The sequence below is a fragment of the Pseudoalteromonas sp. ECSMB14103 genome, from assembly GCF_000813065.1.
Classification (GTDB): Bacteria; Pseudomonadota; Gammaproteobacteria; order Enterobacterales; family Alteromonadaceae; genus Pseudoalteromonas; species Pseudoalteromonas marina.
The window spans coordinates 14,812-33,408 of record NZ_JWGY01000006.1; the positions used below are offsets into that span (position 1 = coordinate 14,812).

Genomic DNA, 18,597 nt, shown 5'->3' on the forward strand with positions numbered 1-18,597 from the left:
AACTGTGGAATAATGGATTTAATTTTTTCCTGCCATTTCAGTTCCTAGAGGAATTTTTCATGTCAATTATCGATTCTGTGGCAACAAGCTACGTTGAAAGTTTAAACCGTCATCAAGCCTTATTTGAAACGATGGAGGCTTATCATCAAGAGTCTATGCAGTTATTAGAAGTATGCCATAGTGCATTACAAGCTGGTGGTAAGGTTATTTGGTTTGGTAACGGCGGAAGTGCAGCGGATGCTCAGCATTTGGCGGCCGAATTTGTAGTACGTTATAAATTAGAGCGAGGACCGCTTGCGTCTATGGCACTCACAACCGATACGTCAATTCTTACTGCGCACAGTAACGACTACCACTTTGATACTGTGTTTGAACGCCAAGTTCAGGCTTTATGTAAACCAGAAGATTTAGTGATTGGTTTAACAACCTCAGGTACCAGTGCAAATATTAATTTAGCACTTGAAGCGGCTAATAAAATTGGCGCATTTACAGTTGCATTAACAGGGCGTGATGGCGGAAAAGTAAAAGACATTGCCAAGCTGCCAATTATTATCAAAAACGATGAAACAGCACGTATTCAAGAAGCGCATATGTTTATTGGCCACTGGTTATGTGAAGCCATAGATATGGTTGTTGCGGAGCAGCAGTAATGGATTTATCGCTATTAAAAAACTTATCTAAAGCGCGTATTTTAGTGGTGGGCGATGTAATGCTTGATCGCTACTGGTACGGTGACACTGGGCGCATTTCGCCTGAAGCGCCAGTACCTGTTGTTAAGGTAAGCAAGTTTGAAGACAAAGCCGGTGGCGCCGCCAATGTTGCTAAAAACATTGCTAGGCTTGATGCCAAAGTAGGGCTACTTGGCTTAATTGGGGAAGATGAAAGCGGGCAAATTTTAGAAACAATTTTAAAAGGTGAAAAAATAAGTTCACAACTTGTGAGTGTATGTGATTTACCGACTATTTCTAAAATGCGTGTTATTAGCCGCCATCAACAACTTGTACGCCTTGATTTAGAAGAAACCTTTAGCGAGCAGCATAGCCAACTGTTATTAAATCGCTTAGAGCTGGTGCTTGATGAATACGACTTTGTGGTGTTTTCTGATTACAGTAAAGGCTCGCTCAGCTTAATTAAAGAAATGGTTAGCGTTGCTAAAGCGGCGGGTAAAACTGTACTTATAGATCCTAAATCGCCAGACTTACACTTATACGAGGGCGCAGACTACATTACGCCTAACTTGCATGAGTTTAATTTAGCAGGTGGTAAAACCGGCTCTGAGGACATTTTAGCGCAAAGTGCCCGTGAGCTTATTAGTAAAAATGGTATTAAAGCCATGCTACTTACACGCTCAGAGCAAGGTATGTCGTTAATTAATGCCGATGAAAAACACGACTTTGCAGCTCAGCAATTAGAAGTGAGCGATGTAACTGGCGCAGGCGATACCGTAATTGCAACTTTAGCTGTAATGCTTGGTGCAGGTATGGAGCCTAAAGATGCAGTAGAAATTGCTAATTTAGCCGCCGGTATTGTAGTAAGTAAACTTGGGGCAGCCACAGTGTCACCAGAAGAGCTAAGCCAAAAGCTAGGCCAATACTTACACACTAATGGCGAGCACTACCAAACTCCGTTTGATGATGTACTGCAGCATATTGAGTTTGCAAAGCAAAACGGCGAAACCATTGTATTTACCAATGGTTGTTTTGATATTTTACACGCAGGTCACGTGCGCTACTTAGCACAAGCTAAAGCGCGTGGAGATAGGCTCGTTGTTGGACTAAATAATGATGATTCAATCACTCGCTTAAAAGGCCCCGAGCGCCCGATAAACCCGCTTGATGAGCGCGCAATGGTATTAAGTGCACTTGCCTCTGTAGATTGGGTTATTCCGTTTGGCAGCGCTGAGGAAAACGATACACCCGCTAAATTAATCGAGCAAATAAGCCCTGATATTTTAGTGAAAGGTGGCGATTATACCGTAGAGCAAATAGCCGGTGCCGATCATGTACTGCGCCATGGCGGCAAAGTAGAAGTGCTGACATTTTTAGATGGCTGTTCAACGTCAAAAGTGATTAGCAAAATAAAGCAATAAGTATATTTTGCGAATAAAAAAGGGATGAAAGTGTTGCTTTCATCCCTTTTTTTAAAGCCTAAATATAGTGTATTTAGAATACTGGCTAAAAGTTATATTCGTATTTAGCAAAGGCAGATGTGTCATTTTCTGCATCGTCATTTTGAGATGCAAAAGCACCTAATGTTAAACGCCCACCCATAGTGATTTTTCTATAGCGAAGCTCAAGCTGTTTAGAACTGTAGCCCGTCTTGGTTATTGAGTTACCAATGTCAGGATTGTTCGGGTAACGGTCGCGATTATCGCTGTTGTAATCCACGCTGCGTAGCTTTACTTGCCAATCATCGCCGTTTGAAAGTTGTCCAAGTATTGTTAAAACCACTGATTGCGCATCATTATCAAACGTTGAGCCTATGGTGCGGCCATGGTAACGGTAACCTGATTTATAATCTGAGTGTTCGTAATAACAGTTTTCATTGGTTGATTCTGCTGCGCACGAAACACCCGTATCTATGTATTCTACATTCACTAATACATTTTGATCGTAAATACGTTGGGTCGTTTGGACACCAAATAAATAAGCTCGGTCAGCAGGTTTAAATTGTGAGCTGGCATCCTCACCTATGGTGCTGGCATAAATGGCGTATGGGTGGCTAAACAATGTGTCAGACCAGCGAATATCGAGGCCTGCAAGTTGATTTCCAATTTTAGACTCTAGCTGACTGTCGCAATTTTCATTACCATTAATGCAAGTTGTTTGCCCTGTAATGACATCAATAAAATCACCAGCAGAACTTGGCTGACCTTCACCTGCCCACTGCGCCGACCAACTTACTGCAATTTCTAATTGTTGTAGTGGGCGTATATTTAAGCGACTACTCCACAGTAATGCATCAGGAATCACTCTGGTTGATTCGAGCTTTGCCATTTGTGCTGTAAAACTCCATTGGCCTATCCAGTTTAACCAAGGTGTTTCAAAGGCAGTGCTTTGTTCTCGCGTAATACTTAAAGCGGGAAGCGGCTTTGCATTGCCAGACATTATCAAGCTATTGTCGATACCAGGTCCCCAGAATTGCTCAACAGCACCGCCCCTAAATATCCAATTACCTAGTCTATAGGCTACGTAACTACCATCAAATGAGGTATCGTCACAATCAGTTAATGCCTGCTCATCTTTTATAATGTCATCGCTAGTTTTTCCGCTAATGAAGCATTTTTTACCGTCTTTTCTAGAGCTTAGTGCAACTTTGGCGGCAAAATTATCACCTAGGTAGGCATACGCTGCCGAAAACGCTGATTTTTGAGTGTTGGTCGCGCCAAAGCTCGTTGTATGTATTGGATCTGTGGCTGCATAAGCTGATAATTGCACACTATGTGAACTTGCGTTTTCAGATTTATAACGATGCTTTACACGCAGTAATGCGTCTTGCAAGCTTGGAGATAATTGCTCGATGGGCATACTGTTAACATCATTAATAAAGCTCTTCCACATTAATGGGTATGTTGTTACCGGCGCTAAAATAATACCGGCGTCGGCTAGCTGTTGTATGTCAGCTTTTAGTCCGTAGTCATCTGGTTTAACCCATGGTTCAGCATTAACAGATAAACTGATAGCACTAAATAATGTTGAAAGAATAAAAATTCTGTGTCGCAAAGTTCAGGTCCTTGTGATTAAGATTGCTGGCAAGTTTACCAATCTAAGTATGTTATTGCAGTAAATATTCAAATTTATAGGGTCAATTAAATGTATAAAAATGTAACCTATCTATCGCAACAAAGGCCTGATTGATATACTAAAGATCAAATAGGAAATTGAGAATGCAATGAGCAACAAACGACTTTTATTTATTCCAGTATCGTCACCAGAAGGAATTGGTGAATATATGCGCTCGTTGTTGTTGGCTAATGGGTTGCTCGCTGAGTTTGCTGGGATGCTTGATATTCATTTTATTTTAAACAAGCACACAACTTACGCCGATGTTTGCCCCTTTGATACCACTTTACTTGAGAGCTCAGCAACCAAAGAAGTTGCATTAGTGTGTGACTTTATCACTGCATACAAACCCGACGTTGTTGTTTTTGATTGTGCTGGGCGCGCAGCACATATGAAAGCGGCAAAAGAGGTGGGTGCTAAAGTTGTTTTTATTTCTCAACATGAAAAAAAGCGCGCAAAAGGGTTAAAGCTCAATCGTGCAAATTTAATTGATGTACATTGGGTTGTACAGCCAGACTATTGTATTGCGCCTTTAAGTTGGGTGGAAACTACAAAGCTAGACATGTTTCCCCTTGCTCATCCACGCAATGTTGGGCCTTTTGTTGCACACGCTTCAGAGGAGCAAAAAAAGCAAGTGTTGAACAAGTACGGGCTTGAAGAGAATAATTACTTACTAGTAAATGCAGGTTCTGGTGGGCATACATTTAATAATTTAAATTGTGCAGATACCTATTTCGATACCGCGCTCAAAGCGGGTAAAAAAACGGGTTTAAAAACAGTGGTTGTGTTTGGTTCTAATTATACAAAAATATTACCAAAAACAAGCGAGATTATTTGTTTAACAAGTTTAGAGGGAACTGATTTTTTAGCTTTATTGAGTCAAGCAAAGTTAGCTTTATTGAGTGCTGGTGATACTTTGTTGCAGGCTATTGCATTGCAAACTCCTGTTATAGCTTGTGCTATTTCAAAAGACCAACATACCCGCTTAGAAAATTGCGTTAATGCAGGCGTAGCCATCAAAGCAAGCCTTAATCCTGATGATATAGTGTCTAAAATTGAATACGCAATAGATGACAGGCACTATAAACCTCTCTTGGCTAAATATCGTAAATTAGAGAGTCCTCAAAGTTATAGTGTAATTACAAGTGCGGTAAAAAATATGCTTGTAGGAAGCCGTGCATGAACATTGTGATTGTTATTGACTCCCTTGTTGGCGGTGGCGCAGAAAAAGTTATGCTTACTTTAGCTGAGCAACTTGTTGAACTTGAGCATCACGTTACTTTATTGTCACTTGCAAGCTCCATTGAATATGACATCCCTGAATGCATTAATGTCGATAGTTTATTTCCTGATAGGGCTTCAAAAGTCGATCGCTTTTGGAACATAAATAAAAGCGTTGCGAAGTTAGAAGCCTGGTTTAACAATAAACAAAGAGATATAGGTACTATAGATTTAGTACTTTCAAACCTTGATAGAAGCAATAATTTACTCGCTAAAAGCACGGTTGAAAATGTACATTTTGTTGTGCATAACTCAGTAAATTCAGAGCTTGCTAGACAGAAAAAGCTGGGTCCGTTCGCTTATCGTTATCTTAAAAACTCAAAGCAAAACTTAAATGGTAAGTCACTTGTTTGTGTATCTAAAGGTGTAGAGCAAGAAATCACTCAAGGCGATTTAATTACCCCAAGTGCAATAACCACTATTTATAACCCCTTTAATTTAGCCGAAATAAAACGCCAATCTGTTGACGTTAATATAGCTATTCCGCAGTCGCCTTATTTGATTCATGTAGGGCGCTTAGCTAAGCAAAAACGTCACGATATTTTATTTGCGGCATTTGCCAAGCTTGATAAAAAATACAAATTGGTTCTTTTATGTAATAAGCCTAGCAAAGCATTTAAGCTTGCAAAAGAGTATGGCATTGCAGAGCAGCTGATTGTCCCTGGTTTTGAACAAAATCCTTATAATTGGATTAAGCAGGCTGAAGCATTGGTGTTGAGCTCTGACTTTGAAGGGTTGCCAACAGTATTAATTGAAGCATTAGCTGTTGGCACGCCGGTAGTAAGTACTAATTGTACGTTTGGGCCTAGCGAAATATTAACAGGCGAGCTGGCTAATTACTTAGTACCTATAGAAAATAGCGAAGAGCTAGCGGCTAAAATAAAACACGTTTTAGCAAATAAGCCGAGTGTGGAAAGCGCCGATATTTTGCAAAAAGTGGATGCTAAGCTAGTAGCTCAGCAGTATTTGGCTCTACGCAGATAGTTTTTGGCTATAAAGGGCATTGAACGTTTCCCAATCATTGCTTTGCCAATTAAAGACGCTATTACGGCCTTGTTCTTTTGAAAATGAACGCTTTAAGCGCGCTATATTACTTTGTTGCCATTGCGGGTTAGGAACTTTTAACTCCCCGCGATCAAAGTCGATAATATATACGTCGCCGTCTTCATTAAATAAAATATTATTGATATTTAAATCGGCGTGATACACCCCTTTGTTATGAAATAGCGCAATAGTGTTGGCTATGCTTTCAAGCTCACTACTATTTAAAGGGCGCTCAATTAGAACGTCGAGCAGGCTTTTAGCGCCGCTAACCGCTTGTGTAATTATATCGCCGCGGTAAATCAAACCAATATTGCTTACTCTGGCTGCAATTGGCTTGGGTACATTTAGACCGAGTTCAATAAGCTTTATCATTAAGCTGAACTCTTTACATACGCGGGTGTTGTTAAGGCCAAGGTAGAGGTATTGATCGCTTAATACCTTACCAACAAAACCGCCACGCCAATAATGCCTAAGTACAGCAGTTAAATCATCGTGTTTAAAAAACCATGCTGTAGCGCGGCCTTTTTTAGCGCCCACTATTTTGTTTTGCTTTTGCCAATAAGTTGCATCAAACCAGTTTATATCAACAAGGTTAAAATAATCTGGATGGCTTAAAATAGTGTGCTTGCCGTGCGTTAGTGTTTTAAACATAGCTCGTTAAAATAATTCAATAATAGGTATATATTAACGTGTTTTATGGCGAAGGATAAGTGCTTGCATTAACGCGAGTATAATTTAAGATCCCAGCATACTATTTAAAGCCTAACGGAATGCGTAACTCAAGTGCCTAACTACTTCTCTATTTGTATTTTAAGACTCTCTGCTATTGGTGATGTATGTCATGCTGTTAGTGCTGTTCAAGCAATTCAAAAAGCGCATCCTAATGCAAAAATAACCTGGGTAATGGGTAAAATAGAGGCTATGTTACTTGCTGATTTACCAGGCGTAGAGCTGGTAATATTTGATAAAAAAGAAGGTAGAGCTGCGCTTAAAAAATTAAAAAATACCTTTAGTGGTAAGCAGTTTGACGTGCTTCTTAATATGCAGGTGGCATTAAGAGCAGGTTTTGTAGCACGCTGTATACCTGCAAAAGTAAAAATAGGGTTTGATTGGGCACGCTCAAAAGAACTACACAGTTTGTTTATAAATAAACGTATAGCCCCACAAAAAGAAGCGCACGTGCTCGAGGGGTTCAAAGGGTTTGCGGGTGCAATTGGCGTAGATGACTACACGCCTACATGGCAAATGCCTTATAGCGCACAAGATCAAAACAAAGCAGATGAGTTACTAGGGCAAGAGTATTTAGCCAACAAGCTATTTGTAATTTCGCCAGCGGCTAGTAAAGCTCAGCGAAACTGGTTGCCTGAACGTTATGCTGTACTTGCTGACTACGCGCATGAGCAAGGTTTTAATGTCGCTTTAACCGGTGGGCCTACTGAGCTTGAAGTAAATTTAGCGAATAACATTATAAAACATAGCAATAGCCCAATTTTAAATTTAGTTGGTAAAACAAAGCTTAAAGAGCTGCTATGTGTTTTAAAAAGAGCTGATTTAGTACTTGCCCCCGATACTGGCCCTGCTCACATGGCAGTAACGGTTGGCACACCAGTTGTTGGTTTATATGCGCATTCAAACCCTGCACGCACTGGCCCTTATTTATATCAAGATTATGTGGTAGAGGTTTATCATCAAAATTTACTTGAGCAAACGGGTAAAACTGCGCAGCAAGTCCCCTGGGGTACCCGAGTTAAAGGGGATGATTTAATGAGCCAAATAACGACAGATAGCGTAAAAACAATGTTTGACTATGTTGTGAAAAAAGAGGGGCTTGAATGAGTATTAAACTACATAAAGCGCTTTTTTTAGACCGTGACGGCGTGGTTAATGTAGATCACGGCTATGTATATCAAAGTGAAAAGTTTGAATTTATTAAGGGCATTTTTAGTACCTGTAAAACATTTTTCGACGCGGGCTATAAAATTATAGTAGTCACAAACCAATCAGGCATTGGGCGAGGTTATTATACTGAGGCTGAATTTAAAGCGCTTACTCAGTGGATGAAAACGCAATTTAGTAACCACGACATTAAAATTGCCGATGTCTATTTTTGTCCGCATCACCCTAAAAAGGCGTTGCCCGAATATTTAAAGCAATGTGATTGCAGAAAGCCAGCCCCAGGCATGTTGCTGCAAAGCATAAAGGAGCATAATATCGATCCTGAGCAGAGTATTATGGTTGGTGATAAGCTCAGTGACATGCAAGCTGCTCAAAAAGCTGGTATTGCAACCCGAGTATTAGTGCGTTCAGGGCAAAGCTTTGACGGAAGCGCAAAGCAAAATGCCGATTTAGTGATTGATTCAATAGATGATTTAACTAAACGTTTACCGTTATAAAAACACGCTTTATTTAAGCGTGTAAACTGGCACATATTCCTTACATTGAGCGCGTTTGCGACGAACTGCAAACCGTGCATTTTTCTCGTTAAACTTTTACAATACACACCATCATAAACAGTGGCATAAACGTTGTTGTTTACCCGTTCAATTAAATGGAGACTACAGATGAGAGCATCTGCTTTTTTTAGCCAATTACAAGAGCAAATTGAAGACGTTAAAGCCCAAGGCCTTTATAAAAGCGAGCGTATAATTACCTCGCAGCAACAAGCTCAAATTGAAGTAGCATCTGGCGATAAAGTTATTAACTTTTGTGCTAACAACTACCTTGGCCTAGCAAATAGCCCTGAGTTAATTAAAGCAGCGCAAGGCGGTTTAGACGACCACGGTTTTGGTGTGGCCTCTGTGCGTTTCATCTGTGGTACGCAAGACATTCACAAAACACTTGAGCAAAAAATTAGTGCATTTTTAGAAACCGAAGACACCATTTTATACTCTTCTTGTTTTGATGCTAATACAGGCTTGTTTGAAACTATTTTAGGTGCTGAAGATGCAATTATTTCTGATTCACTTAACCATGCTTCGATTATCGATGGCGTTCGTTTATGTAAAGCTAAGCGTTTTCGCTATGCAAATAACGACATGGCTGACCTAGAAAAGCAATTAATTGCCGCAGACGAAGCTGGCGCTAAAACAAAGTTAATTGCCACTGACGGCGTGTTTTCTATGGACGGGGTAATTTGTAATTTAGAAGCCGTGTGCGATTTAGCAGATAAGTACGATGCGCTTGTTATGGTTGATGACTCTCACGCTGTAGGTTTTGTTGGCGAAAACGGTAAGGGTACACCTGAATACTGTAACGTACTTGACCGTGTAGATATAATTACTGGTACATTGGGTAAAGCGCTGGGCGGCGCATCAGGTGGTTACACCTCAGGTAAAAAAGAAATTGTTGAGTGGTTACGTCAGCGTTCTCGCCCATACTTATTCTCAAATTCATTAGCGCCTTCAATTGTAACTGCATCAATTAAAGTACTAGAGATGCTTGAAAATGGCGGCGAACTTCGCGCTAAGCTTTGGTCAAATGCGAAGTACTTCCGTGAGCAAATGGAAGCAGCAGGCTTTACCTGTGCAGGTAAAGATCATGCCATCATTCCTGTAATGCTAGGTGACGCTAAAGTAGCCTCACTTATGGCTGATAAATTACTTGCAGAAGGTATTTATGTGACTGGTTTTTCATTCCCTGTTGTACCAAAAGGCCAAGCACGTATTCGTACGCAAATATCAGCAGCGCACAGTATAGAGCAGCTAGATACAGCGATTGCAGCCTTTACCCGCATTGGTAAAGAAATGGGCGTTATTTAATTTTTAAAACTAAGAAATGACTTGGTTTTTGTGAGCGTAAATTATGAAAGCATTATCTAAATTAAAAGCAGAACCGGGTATCTGGATGACAGATGCACCTAAGCCTGAAGTGGGCCATAACGATCTGTTAATTAAAATACGTAAAACAGCGATTTGTGGCACCGACGTTCATATTTATAAATGGGACGAGTGGGCGAGTAAAACAATTCCTACACCAATGGTTGTTGGCCATGAATACGTTGGTGAAGTGGTTGATATGGGTCAAGAAGTTCGCGGCTTTTCAGTGGGTGACCGGGTATCTGGCGAAGGTCATATTACCTGTGGGCATTGTCGAAATTGTCGTGCTGGGCGTGTGCATTTATGCCGTAACACCACAGGAGTTGGTGTTAATCGCGAAGGCGCGTTTGCTGAGTACTTGGTGATCCCTGCATTTAATGCATTTAAAATTCCAGACAACATATCTGACGAATTAGCCTCTATTTTTGACCCATTTGGCAATGCTGTACACACAGCCCTTTCGTTTGATCTAGTAGGAGAAGATGTACTAATTACTGGTGCCGGTCCTATAGGTATTATGGCTGCAGCTGTTGCAAAACATGTAGGCGCGCGTCATGTAGTAATTACTGATGTTAACGAGTACCGATTAGAGCTTGCCCGCAAAATGGGCGCAACTCGCGCGGTGAATGTTGCAAATGAAAAGCTTGAAGATGTTATGACCGACCTAGGCATGACAGAAGGCTTTGATATTGGTCTTGAAATGTCGGGTGTGCCAAGTGCATTTAATTCAATGCTTAATAATATGAACCATGGTGGCAAAATTGCCATGCTCGGTATTCCACCATCAGACATGGCAGTAGATTGGAACCAAGTTATTTTTAAAGGTTTAGTGATTAAAGGTATTTATGGTCGCGAAATGTTTGAAACCTGGTACAAAATGGCAAGTTTAATACAGTCAGGTCTTAATTTAAGCCCAATCATTACACATCAATATTCTGTAGATGACTTCCAAGCTGGCTTTGATATGATGATTTCAGGTCAGTCAGGAAAAGTAATTTTAAACTGGGATTAATTCCAAAAAAATTGCAAGAAGGGCGGCTATGGCCGCCTTTTTTATTTTATTTATTAAAGAGAGTTCAATGGCATTTAAACATATATCTATTGCGCAAACGCATGAGTTATTAGACAAAGAAGACGTAGTAATTGCAGATATACGCGATCCAAACTCATATCAAGCAGGCCATATTCCGGGGTCAGAGGCACTATCGAACGCAAACATTGCCCAGTTTATGATGGAAAAAGAGTTTGATCAGCCCATTATTATTGTTTGTTACCACGGCATGAGTTCGCAAGGTGCTGCTAGTTACTTAGTTGAGCAAGGTTTTGAGGATGTATATAGCATGGATGGTGGCTTTACAGCCTGGGAAGCGGCCTACAGCGAGAAAGTTGAACGATGATAGAGCTTGGCAGTTTAAATAACCCGCGTGCCGCACAAGGCTTTATAGATTATTTAAAAAGCCAAGGTTTAGACGGGCACTTACATTCAACTGATGGTAGCCACGTTATTATTAGCGTATCTGAAGAGCATTTTCATCAGGTACAGCCGCTTTGGGCTGAGTTTACTCAAAACCCAGGCCATTCTCGTTACCAGCAAGCTTCTTGGAGAGTAGGTAGTACGCAATCACCTTTAAAATACCAAGGGCAATCGCTTAACCTTAAAGCGCGGTTCAAAGCGCTGAGTTGGCTTAATCAATCGGTAAGTGTACTCAGTATTGTTATTTATGTTGCATTTTTACTGGGTGGTTTCGAGAGCATTTATTCTGCATTACAGTTTAACCCCTCATACCCATTGACGTGGTTTACGCCAGCCTTGGTTCACTTTAGTGCTATACATATTGTGTTTAACTTAATTTGGTGGATATCGCTTGGTGACAATATTGAAAAACAATGCGGAAAATTGAGCTTAATTGGCCTGTTTTTTATTACTGCTTTAATTAGTAGTTGGGCGCAATATTTAATTGTTGGGCCTAATTTTGGTGGGCTAAGTGGCGTGGTATACGGCTTACTGGGGTATTGCTGGATCCATAGCTTTTTAAATCCACAAAAACCCGCATTGGTGAGTACCTCAATTATAGGTTTTATGCTTGTTTGGTTAGTGCTTGGTTTTGCTGATGTGTTGTTTGTTGGGATGGCAAATTGGGCACATTTAGGGGGGCTAGTGAGCGGAATGGCGTTTGCCTACACCGCTCAACTGTTCACTACAAAGCATACAAATAGTTGAATTTAGTGATATAAATACTTAGTAAATAGTACTTCACGTATAATTTCTTGGCCTGTTTCTTCTTTTAACAGGCTTTTTAACTTTTCTATACATTTTGCGCGAATTTCTTCTCGACCAGTCAATGACTTTATTTTTTCTTCTGGCTCTTTCGAAAAAATCTCTACAATAGCATCTCTTAATAAAGGGGTATGATGTTCAACAATGGCTATGTCTGAATTGTTACTAAGCATTAGGTCAACGGTAACGCGCACGTAACCCATTTTTTTACTTGATGCGCCAATATAATTAGTAATTATGTCAGGTTCAAAACCAAAATAACCAACCGTTGACTCTGCACGGGCACTTAGGCTCACTAAACTCATAATTAATGTAAGAAGACCTACGTATACTATTTTTTTCATATTTAAAGCGTTTCCGAAAACCTGTTGTAAATAGTTTATACTTAATAATAGGTAATAAACAGCGCCAAGCAATTATTTATATTAGTTACTTAGGTTGGTGAATAGGCACTTTTTCAAATGCTTAGGCAATGTTATCATTTGCTTGGATTATATTTTATTGAGTTATTGTGACAACTTTTCCTTTATCTTTATCAGCTAACTGGCTATCGGATATACAAACCGATGACTTAACACCTACAGAGCAAGAATGGCTTTTTGAGCCGCATTCTTTAACCGCTAAGCTAAAAAGTAAAGCAACCTCTTTTAGTGTAAAAGTACTCAGCGAACAGGCGTTTAATTTAAGTCATGAACAACAGCAATTACTAGGCTGTAAAACGTCATCGGCGTTAAACCGAGAGGTGCTTTTGTTGTGCGATAATAACCCCATGGTTTACGCTCAAAGTTGGCTGCCAAATAACCAAACGCACAACTCGCTTCATAATATGGGGGAGCGCCCTTTAGGCGATGTTATTTTTCAACAACCTGAGCTTGTTCGTCAAAATATTGAAATTGCGCGTTTTGATAGCAAACATTCATTACAGAATTTGGTTACCCAGCTAAATTTACCAACTCAAACACTATTAGGCAGGCGTAGCGTGTTTTCGTTAAATGATTACCAATTTTTGGTGGCGGAAGTATTTTTACCTGGGGCGTACCTTTACTCATGAAATTAGCAGGTTTAAAAGCAAAACATTTTTCTTATTATTTACAGCTTATGCGTGTTGATAAGCCCATAGGTACTTTATTGCTTTTATGGCCAACCTATTGGGCTTTATGGCTTGCAAATAGTGGGATGCCGAGCTTAATTAATTTTATAGTGTTTACTTTGGGGGTTGTAGTAATGCGCAGTGCGGGCTGCGTAATAAATGATTTTGCAGATAGAAAAATAGATGGTTCTGTAAAACGCACAGCCCAACGTCCTCTTGCATCTGGTACTGTCGCAAGCGGCGAAGCGCTAAGTCTATTTTTATTACTGATCACTTTAGCATTTATTTTGGTTTTAATGCTGAGCGTTAACACTATTGTATTGTCTGTTGGTGCACTTGCGCTCGCGTTTTGCTATCCGTTTATGAAGCGATATACCCAGTTGCCACAAGTCGTGCTGGGTGCAGCATTTGGTTGGGCAATTCCTATGGCTTATATGGCATCTATTGATGCACTACCTCTTCAGGCTTGGTTGCTGTTTGCTGCAAATGTATGCTGGACGGTTGCGTACGATACCATGTATGCCATGGTCGATAGAGATGATGATGTGAAAATTGGTGTTAAATCTACCGCTATTTTATTTGGTCGCTTTGACCGTCATATCATTTTTATATTAAATGCTCTATTTATCGCACTTGTTGCTTATATTGGGGTAATTAACCAGTTAAATATGGCTTTTTGGGCTGGATTACTTATAGCCACAGCATTACTCGTTTACCAACAAGTATTAATTTTAAAACGTGATAGAGACGCATGCTTTAAAGCTTTTTTAAATAATCATTATGTTGGTATGGCTATTTTTATTGGTCTATTGCTCTCGTACCCCATTAACATTTAGCTATATTAACGAGGTGGATCAACTATTCCGCTAATGGATGCGTTTTTTCTAAACCAGCCAGCAATTGAATACCGATTATCTACTGCTGTTAATACTTCGTGAACAAAGCGTTCGCTTTCAAATAAAACTAATGTCCCCGCTTCTGGCGAAATGGTAACTTCAACCACTTTGCTTTTAGGCTTATAAATAACAAGCTCACCGCCCTCATTGGGCGTGTTTAAGTATAAAACGCTAGTAAATACTCTATTAGATCGTCCTTTAAATGCATCGACATGTTTTTTATAAAAATCACCGTGAGTGTATTTTGCGTAGTGGCATTCGTAATCAAACAGCCCCATAAAAAAAGTGCGATTGAGCGTTGTGCGAATACTTTCCATAATAGCTAGGTAGGTTAATTGTGCTTGGGACGAACCATCAAACCAATAAGTTTTATCTTTTCGAATATTATCGTCAATTTGTAAATGATTTAAGCGACCAATACCGGCATGGCTAAAATGCGGATTTATGCGATAACAATCAGCCATTAAATCAGCTATTAATTCTTTGTTTAAGGCATCAGGAATAACTGTATAACCGCGGCTTTCAATATCGTTATAAAACGGGCCATCGGTTGAAAAGTTGATCATTTAGGAGGTTCTTTTTTTGAAGGTGCGCCAGTTTAGCCGAAAAAGAGTAAAAAGCTATTGTTTTATGTCGCACCTGTCTCAAAAAAGAACGCTGAATTAATTCAGGGTTGTGGCTGCTTTTTTAATAAGTGAAAGCAAATGTGCTAAGTGCTCCGTAACTGTGGTTTGTTGGTTTGTTTGAACAATTAGTTGCTCATGGCTTAAATCTTTATTTGTTTTTAACTGAACAAGATCGGTGTGTTCTGCCACAGTGTTTGCATGCTCAATGCTGGCGATTGCAAAACTATCGGATTTAATAATGCCAGAGATAACCTGTTCAATACTGCCCATTTTGATAGTTGATGATTTATTTAAAGAATCAATGGCCTCGTTCAGCATGCTTTGAACTTGTTTTGATTGAGAGAAACAACCAAAGGCTGAATAGGAGTCTAGTTGGTGTTTGCTTATGTCATTTTTTTGGGCAAGCGGGTGATGCTTAGATACAAATAAAATAAGCTGATCAGGCAAATGAATATCACTACCAATACTATTTACAGCTTGAGAATAAACGCTAATGTCTATTTCACCTTCCTGAAGCTTGCGTGTTAACTCATGCTGTTCTTGCAATTGCATTTCGATTTTTACATGTGGGTATTGCGCTAAAAATTGACCGCATGAAATAGGCACAATGTTACTCGCTTTATTAGTGTAACCAATAATGAGTTTTTCATCGGCATTGCCATGAACAGACTGAAACAGGCGTTTTTTGGTGTTTTCTAATTCGGTAAGTGTATTTTTGGCGTAATCTAAAAATAGTTCGCCTTCAGGAGTCAGTTTTACTGAGCGGGTTGAGCGCGTAACTAACTCATAGCCCATTTCATCTTCTAGGGTCTGAATACTGCGGGTAAGTGCAGAAGTACTAATTTTTGTTTTTTCTGCGGCTTGTCTGAAGTGGCGTAACACACCCAGTGCTACAAATTGTTCTAATTGGTCAAATCTCACTTTATAGTCCCTTTTTATAAGTAAGTTGTGATGTACTAATACATCAATTTTCTGTCTGTCTAAGTTATTAATAAATATATGTAAATTTAAAAAAGATAAACTACACAATATATTTGTTTGCACAATAATAAAAGTGTAAAGATGTTAAAAAGTATTAACCTTTAGACTAAAGACTAATAATTTTTTATTTACCTAACATCCTTATCTGGCAAAGTTAATACTAAAAAGCAGGTATAAATCTATAAATAAAAATATTAGGTAAATTTATTATGCTAATTAATGAAAAAGTATGCCACAAAGTAGGGCATTGATTAAGCAATAATTAAAATATTTGCACGAATTTTAGTCTTTTAGCTTGTTTTATTATCAAAGTTTTTGTTTGCTCTGTTACTTAATGGTTTGTTTTCAATATTTTGAAGTTCAATTTCTATTGCATCACATGAAATATGAATTTCAAATAAAGACGTTAGTAAAGATAAACTTAAACAGGTTAGGCTTACGCCAAATAAAATAATTCCTGTGGTATTAAACTCAATAAAAAGAGCAAACATAGACAAGGTACATAATAAAAAAGAGCCTACACCGTAAACTTGCATGGTTCTTATGAGCTTTATGCGCTTTCTTAAATTGGTAATTTGCGCAACCACCACAGGGCGAATTGACTCGCCTTCTCTGGCATTTAACTCTCTTATTAATTGCGCAAGTACTAAAAATCGGTTTGTATAAGCAAGAAGTAACAAAGATATAGCTGGAAAAAGTAGACCCGGAGTTGTAAGTGTCATGCTTGCGCCTTTTTGAATATTGTTTAATAAATTTCTCAATACCTCAAGGTATTGTACACACAAAATAATCGAGGTCGATATTGCAAACTTATAAAAACACAACAGATAGTGCTTTTAATTGGATAACAATTTATAAGGCAGCCAACACGTTAGAGGCTAATATTGTTAAGGGGTTAATTCAAGCGGGTGGAATAGAGTGTAAAGTTGTAGGAGAAATGCTTCAAGGTGCACTTGGGGAAATTCCTTTCGATCAGGCGCAAGTGAGTATACAGGTTTATGCGATAAAAGAGCGCCATGCGCGACAAATATTGGTAAACTATCAGCAAGTAAAACAATCCGCTCCAGATTGGGTTTGTCCTAACTGTAATGAGCATAATGGATCAACATTTGATTTTTGTTGGTCATGTGAGACGTTAAAGAATGACTAAAGCAAATAATTTTCAGCGTATTAGAGAGCTAAACTATTTACAAAAAGCGGTATTAGCAAGTGCGCTAATTGAACGTATGTTGCCAAATTATGGCTTATTTAGTGAGGCTACGGGGTTTGGTGATGAAACGTTACTTCGTAATGCGCTTAATGTTTGTTGGGAAAAAATCTTACTGCCAAAAAGTAAGATTGACTTAGAAAAGCAAGTTGAAAAAGTGGAACCTAATGTTCCAGAACTCGCTGATTTTGATATGTTTGGTACATACCCAGCTATTGATGCGGCAACGTCATTACTGAGCTTGATGCATGGTTTAATGGCACAAGACGATAAAGAGTTTGTAAGTGTAAGTAAAATTTCGCAAGCAACCGTTGCGCGCTTTATTGAATACCAGATGACAGTTGAAGGTGAAATTGCAGACAACACGGCTGTTAGGGAGCACCCTTTAATGCAGTACGAAATTGAAGTGCTAGCCGAGCTTATTGACTTTGTTGAAGGTATGGGGCGTATTACTTCAGAAAGTGTAAAGGCGCTGAAAAAATTTGCTGTTGTTGATGGTCAAACAAATATTGGTTTGGCGTTATAAACAAATTAAGTAACTTGAACTTTGGTTAAGTAGTGATAAAAAAGCAGGAGAAGTACAGTGCGAATTTTAGGCATTGAGTCGTCATGTGATGAAACAGGTATAGCAATATATGATGACGAGAAAGGCTTATTAGCTCATCAGTTATATAGCCAAGTAAAAGTACATGCTGACTACGGTGGCGTGGTTCCCGAACTGGCGTCACGCGATCATGTTCGTAAAACGCTTCCGCTTATTGATGCTGCTTTTGCTCAAGCGGGTTGTGGTCCTGAAGACATAGACGGTATTGCTTATACAGCCGGCCCTGGTTTAGTTGGGGCGCTATTAGTGGGTACTTCAATTGGTCGCTCATTGGCTTACGGATGGGATATCCCTGCTGTTGCGGTTCATCATATGGAGGGGCACCTACTTGCTCCCATGCTTGAAGACAAGGTGCCAGAGTTTCCGTTTATTGCTTTACTTGTTTCTGGTGGCCACACCATGATGGTAAAAGTTGAAGGAATTGGCCAATACGAAGTATTGGGCGAGTCTGTTGATGACGCTGCAGGTGAAGCCTTTGACAAAACAGCTAAATTATTAGGTCTTGATTACCCGGGTGGTCCCCGCTTAGCAAAATTAGCAGAGCAAGGTATTCCAAAGCGATTTATCTTTCCTCGCCCAATGACTGATAAACCCGGGCTTGATTTTAGTTTTAGTGGATTAAAAACCGCGGCGTCGATTACCATACGTGAAAATGACGATGACGAGCAAACTAAAGCTGACATTGCGCATGCATTTCAAACCGCTGTTATTGATACCTTGGTTATTAAATGTAAGCGAGCGCTAAAGCAAACAGGTATCAAGCGTTTAGTGATTGCGGGCGGTGTAAGTGCAAATACCCAGCTTAGGCTTCAGCTTGAAAGAGTCATGCAGGGTATGAAGGGCGAAGTGTATTATCCGCGTACGGAGTTTTGTACTGATAACGGTGCAATGATTGCTTATGCCGGTATGCAACGTTTAAAAGCAGGGCAGTTTGCAACCCTTGATATGAAAACTAAGCCTCGGTGGCCAATAGATAGCCTCGAGCCTATTTAA

General features: G+C 39.6%; 21 protein-coding genes. 15 read left to right on the forward strand and 6 right to left on the reverse strand.

Going from position 1 to position 18,597, the window contains the following annotated elements; all coding sequences use genetic code 11:
• The first annotated feature begins 59 nt into the window (after nt 1–59).
• On the forward strand, nt 60–650 hold the full coding sequence (locus RF53_RS11030) for a D-sedoheptulose-7-phosphate isomerase (protein WP_006791589.1): 591 nt from the start codon (nt 60–62) through the stop codon (nt 648–650).
• Nucleotides 650–2,089, forward strand: a complete 1,440-nt coding sequence (gene hldE / locus RF53_RS11035) for a bifunctional D-glycero-beta-D-manno-heptose-7-phosphate kinase/D-glycero-beta-D-manno-heptose 1-phosphate adenylyltransferase HldE (protein ID WP_039037690.1) — start codon at nt 650–652, stop codon at nt 2,087–2,089. Before RF53_RS11030 ends, hldE begins: the two co-directional genes overlap by 1 nt.
• An 85-nt stretch (nt 2,090–2,174) precedes the next feature.
• Here the strand turns inward: hldE and RF53_RS11040 are convergent, their stop codons facing one another.
• Nucleotides 2,175–3,722 carry a capsule assembly Wzi family protein gene (locus RF53_RS11040; RefSeq protein WP_039037691.1) on the reverse strand — a complete coding sequence of 516 codons (1,548 nt, stop codon included), beginning with the start codon at nt 3,720–3,722 and terminating at the stop codon, nt 2,175–2,177.
• A gap of 169 nt (nt 3,723–3,891) precedes the next feature.
• Between RF53_RS11040 and RF53_RS11045 the strand changes: the two genes are divergently transcribed.
• Nucleotides 3,892–4,965, forward strand: coding sequence for a hypothetical protein (locus RF53_RS11045; RefSeq protein WP_039037692.1), 1,074 nt, complete (start codon nt 3,892–3,894; stop codon nt 4,963–4,965).
• Nucleotides 4,962–6,047: a glycosyltransferase gene (locus tag RF53_RS11050; RefSeq protein WP_039037693.1), complete on the forward strand. Its 1,086-nt coding sequence runs from the start codon at nt 4,962–4,964 to the stop codon at nt 6,045–6,047. The genes RF53_RS11045 and RF53_RS11050 overlap by 4 nt, the downstream gene beginning before the upstream one ends.
• On the opposite strand, the gene RF53_RS11055 is transcribed toward RF53_RS11050, so the two are convergent.
• On the reverse strand, nt 6,036–6,758 hold the full coding sequence (locus tag RF53_RS11055; protein ID WP_039037694.1) for a 3-deoxy-D-manno-octulosonic acid kinase: 723 nt from the start codon (nt 6,756–6,758) through the stop codon (nt 6,036–6,038). The genes RF53_RS11050 and RF53_RS11055 overlap by 12 nt on opposite strands.
• A gap of 132 nt (nt 6,759–6,890) precedes the next feature.
• Here RF53_RS11055 and RF53_RS11060 point away from each other — a divergent pair, with 132 nt between their 5' ends.
• The 6 genes from RF53_RS11060 (at nt 6,891) to glpG (ending at nt 12,143) form a co-directional block, all read left to right on the forward strand.
• Nucleotides 6,891–7,943 carry a glycosyltransferase family 9 protein gene (locus tag RF53_RS11060; protein ID WP_039037695.1) on the forward strand — a complete coding sequence of 351 codons (1,053 nt, stop codon included), beginning with the start codon at nt 6,891–6,893 and terminating at the stop codon, nt 7,941–7,943.
• Entirely contained in the window at nt 7,940–8,500 is a 561-nt protein-coding gene (gene gmhB / locus RF53_RS11065; protein ID WP_039037696.1) for a D-glycero-beta-D-manno-heptose 1,7-bisphosphate 7-phosphatase, read from the forward strand. Before RF53_RS11060 ends, gmhB begins: the two co-directional genes overlap by 4 nt.
• Nucleotides 8,501–8,668: 168 nt before the next feature.
• Entirely contained in the window at nt 8,669–9,865 is a 1,197-nt protein-coding gene (locus tag RF53_RS11070; RefSeq protein WP_006791581.1) for a glycine C-acetyltransferase, read from the forward strand.
• Between the two features lie 43 nt (nt 9,866–9,908).
• Nucleotides 9,909–10,934, forward strand: a complete 1,026-nt coding sequence (gene tdh, locus RF53_RS11075; RefSeq protein WP_006791580.1) for an L-threonine 3-dehydrogenase — start codon at nt 9,909–9,911, stop codon at nt 10,932–10,934.
• Between the two features lie 67 nt (nt 10,935–11,001).
• On the forward strand, nt 11,002–11,319 hold the full coding sequence (gene glpE / locus RF53_RS11080; protein WP_004588558.1) for a thiosulfate sulfurtransferase GlpE: 318 nt from the start codon (nt 11,002–11,004) through the stop codon (nt 11,317–11,319).
• Nucleotides 11,316–12,143, forward strand: coding sequence for a rhomboid family intramembrane serine protease GlpG (gene glpG / locus RF53_RS11085; RefSeq protein WP_039037697.1), 828 nt, complete (start codon nt 11,316–11,318; stop codon nt 12,141–12,143). The genes glpE and glpG overlap by 4 nt, the downstream gene beginning before the upstream one ends.
• A 2-nt stretch (nt 12,144–12,145) precedes the next feature.
• Here the strand turns inward: glpG and RF53_RS11090 are convergent, their stop codons facing one another.
• A complete protein-coding gene (locus RF53_RS11090; protein ID WP_006791577.1) occupies nt 12,146–12,544 on the reverse strand; it encodes a flagellar basal body-associated protein FliL in 399 nt (132 codons plus the stop codon).
• Nucleotides 12,545–12,711: 167 nt separating this feature from the next.
• Between RF53_RS11090 and RF53_RS11095 the strand changes: the two genes are divergently transcribed.
• Both RF53_RS11095 and ubiA read left to right on the forward strand, forming a co-directional pair.
• A complete protein-coding gene (locus RF53_RS11095) occupies nt 12,712–13,251 on the forward strand; it encodes a chorismate--pyruvate lyase family protein (RefSeq protein WP_006791576.1) in 540 nt (179 codons plus the stop codon).
• Nucleotides 13,248–14,126: a 4-hydroxybenzoate octaprenyltransferase gene (gene ubiA / locus RF53_RS11100; protein ID WP_039037698.1), complete on the forward strand. Its 879-nt coding sequence runs from the start codon at nt 13,248–13,250 to the stop codon at nt 14,124–14,126. The genes RF53_RS11095 and ubiA overlap by 4 nt, the downstream gene beginning before the upstream one ends.
• Before the next feature lie 5 nt (nt 14,127–14,131).
• On the opposite strand, the gene RF53_RS11105 is transcribed toward ubiA, so the two are convergent.
• From RF53_RS11105 to RF53_RS11115, 3 genes are all read right to left on the reverse strand, one after another.
• Nucleotides 14,132–14,752, reverse strand: coding sequence for a 2OG-Fe(II) oxygenase (locus RF53_RS11105; protein WP_039037699.1), 621 nt, complete (start codon nt 14,750–14,752; stop codon nt 14,132–14,134).
• Nucleotides 14,753–14,848: 96 nt separating this feature from the next.
• Complete coding sequence (locus RF53_RS11110; RefSeq protein ID WP_039037700.1) at nt 14,849–15,733, reverse strand: LysR family transcriptional regulator; 885 nt, start codon at nt 15,731–15,733, stop codon at nt 14,849–14,851.
• A 350-nt stretch (nt 15,734–16,083) separates the two neighbouring features.
• Nucleotides 16,084–16,515, reverse strand: coding sequence for a DUF2721 domain-containing protein (locus RF53_RS11115; protein ID WP_006791572.1), 432 nt, complete (start codon nt 16,513–16,515; stop codon nt 16,084–16,086).
• 80 nt (nt 16,516–16,595) lie between these two features.
• On the opposite strand from RF53_RS11115, the gene RF53_RS11120 reads away from it, so the two are divergent.
• From RF53_RS11120 to tsaD, 3 genes are read left to right on the forward strand one after another with little or no spacing between them, the layout of a single operon-like run.
• Nucleotides 16,596–16,943, forward strand: a complete 348-nt coding sequence (locus tag RF53_RS11120; protein ID WP_006791571.1) for a putative signal transducing protein — start codon at nt 16,596–16,598, stop codon at nt 16,941–16,943.
• Nucleotides 16,936–17,526 (forward strand): YjaG family protein, encoded by a 591-nt coding sequence (locus RF53_RS11125; RefSeq protein WP_039037701.1) that lies wholly within the window; start codon nt 16,936–16,938, stop codon nt 17,524–17,526. Before RF53_RS11120 ends, RF53_RS11125 begins: the two co-directional genes overlap by 8 nt.
• A gap of 57 nt (nt 17,527–17,583) precedes the next feature.
• Nucleotides 17,584–18,597 carry a tRNA (adenosine(37)-N6)-threonylcarbamoyltransferase complex transferase subunit TsaD gene (tsaD, locus tag RF53_RS11130; protein WP_039037702.1) on the forward strand — a complete coding sequence of 338 codons (1,014 nt, stop codon included), beginning with the start codon at nt 17,584–17,586 and terminating at the stop codon, nt 18,595–18,597.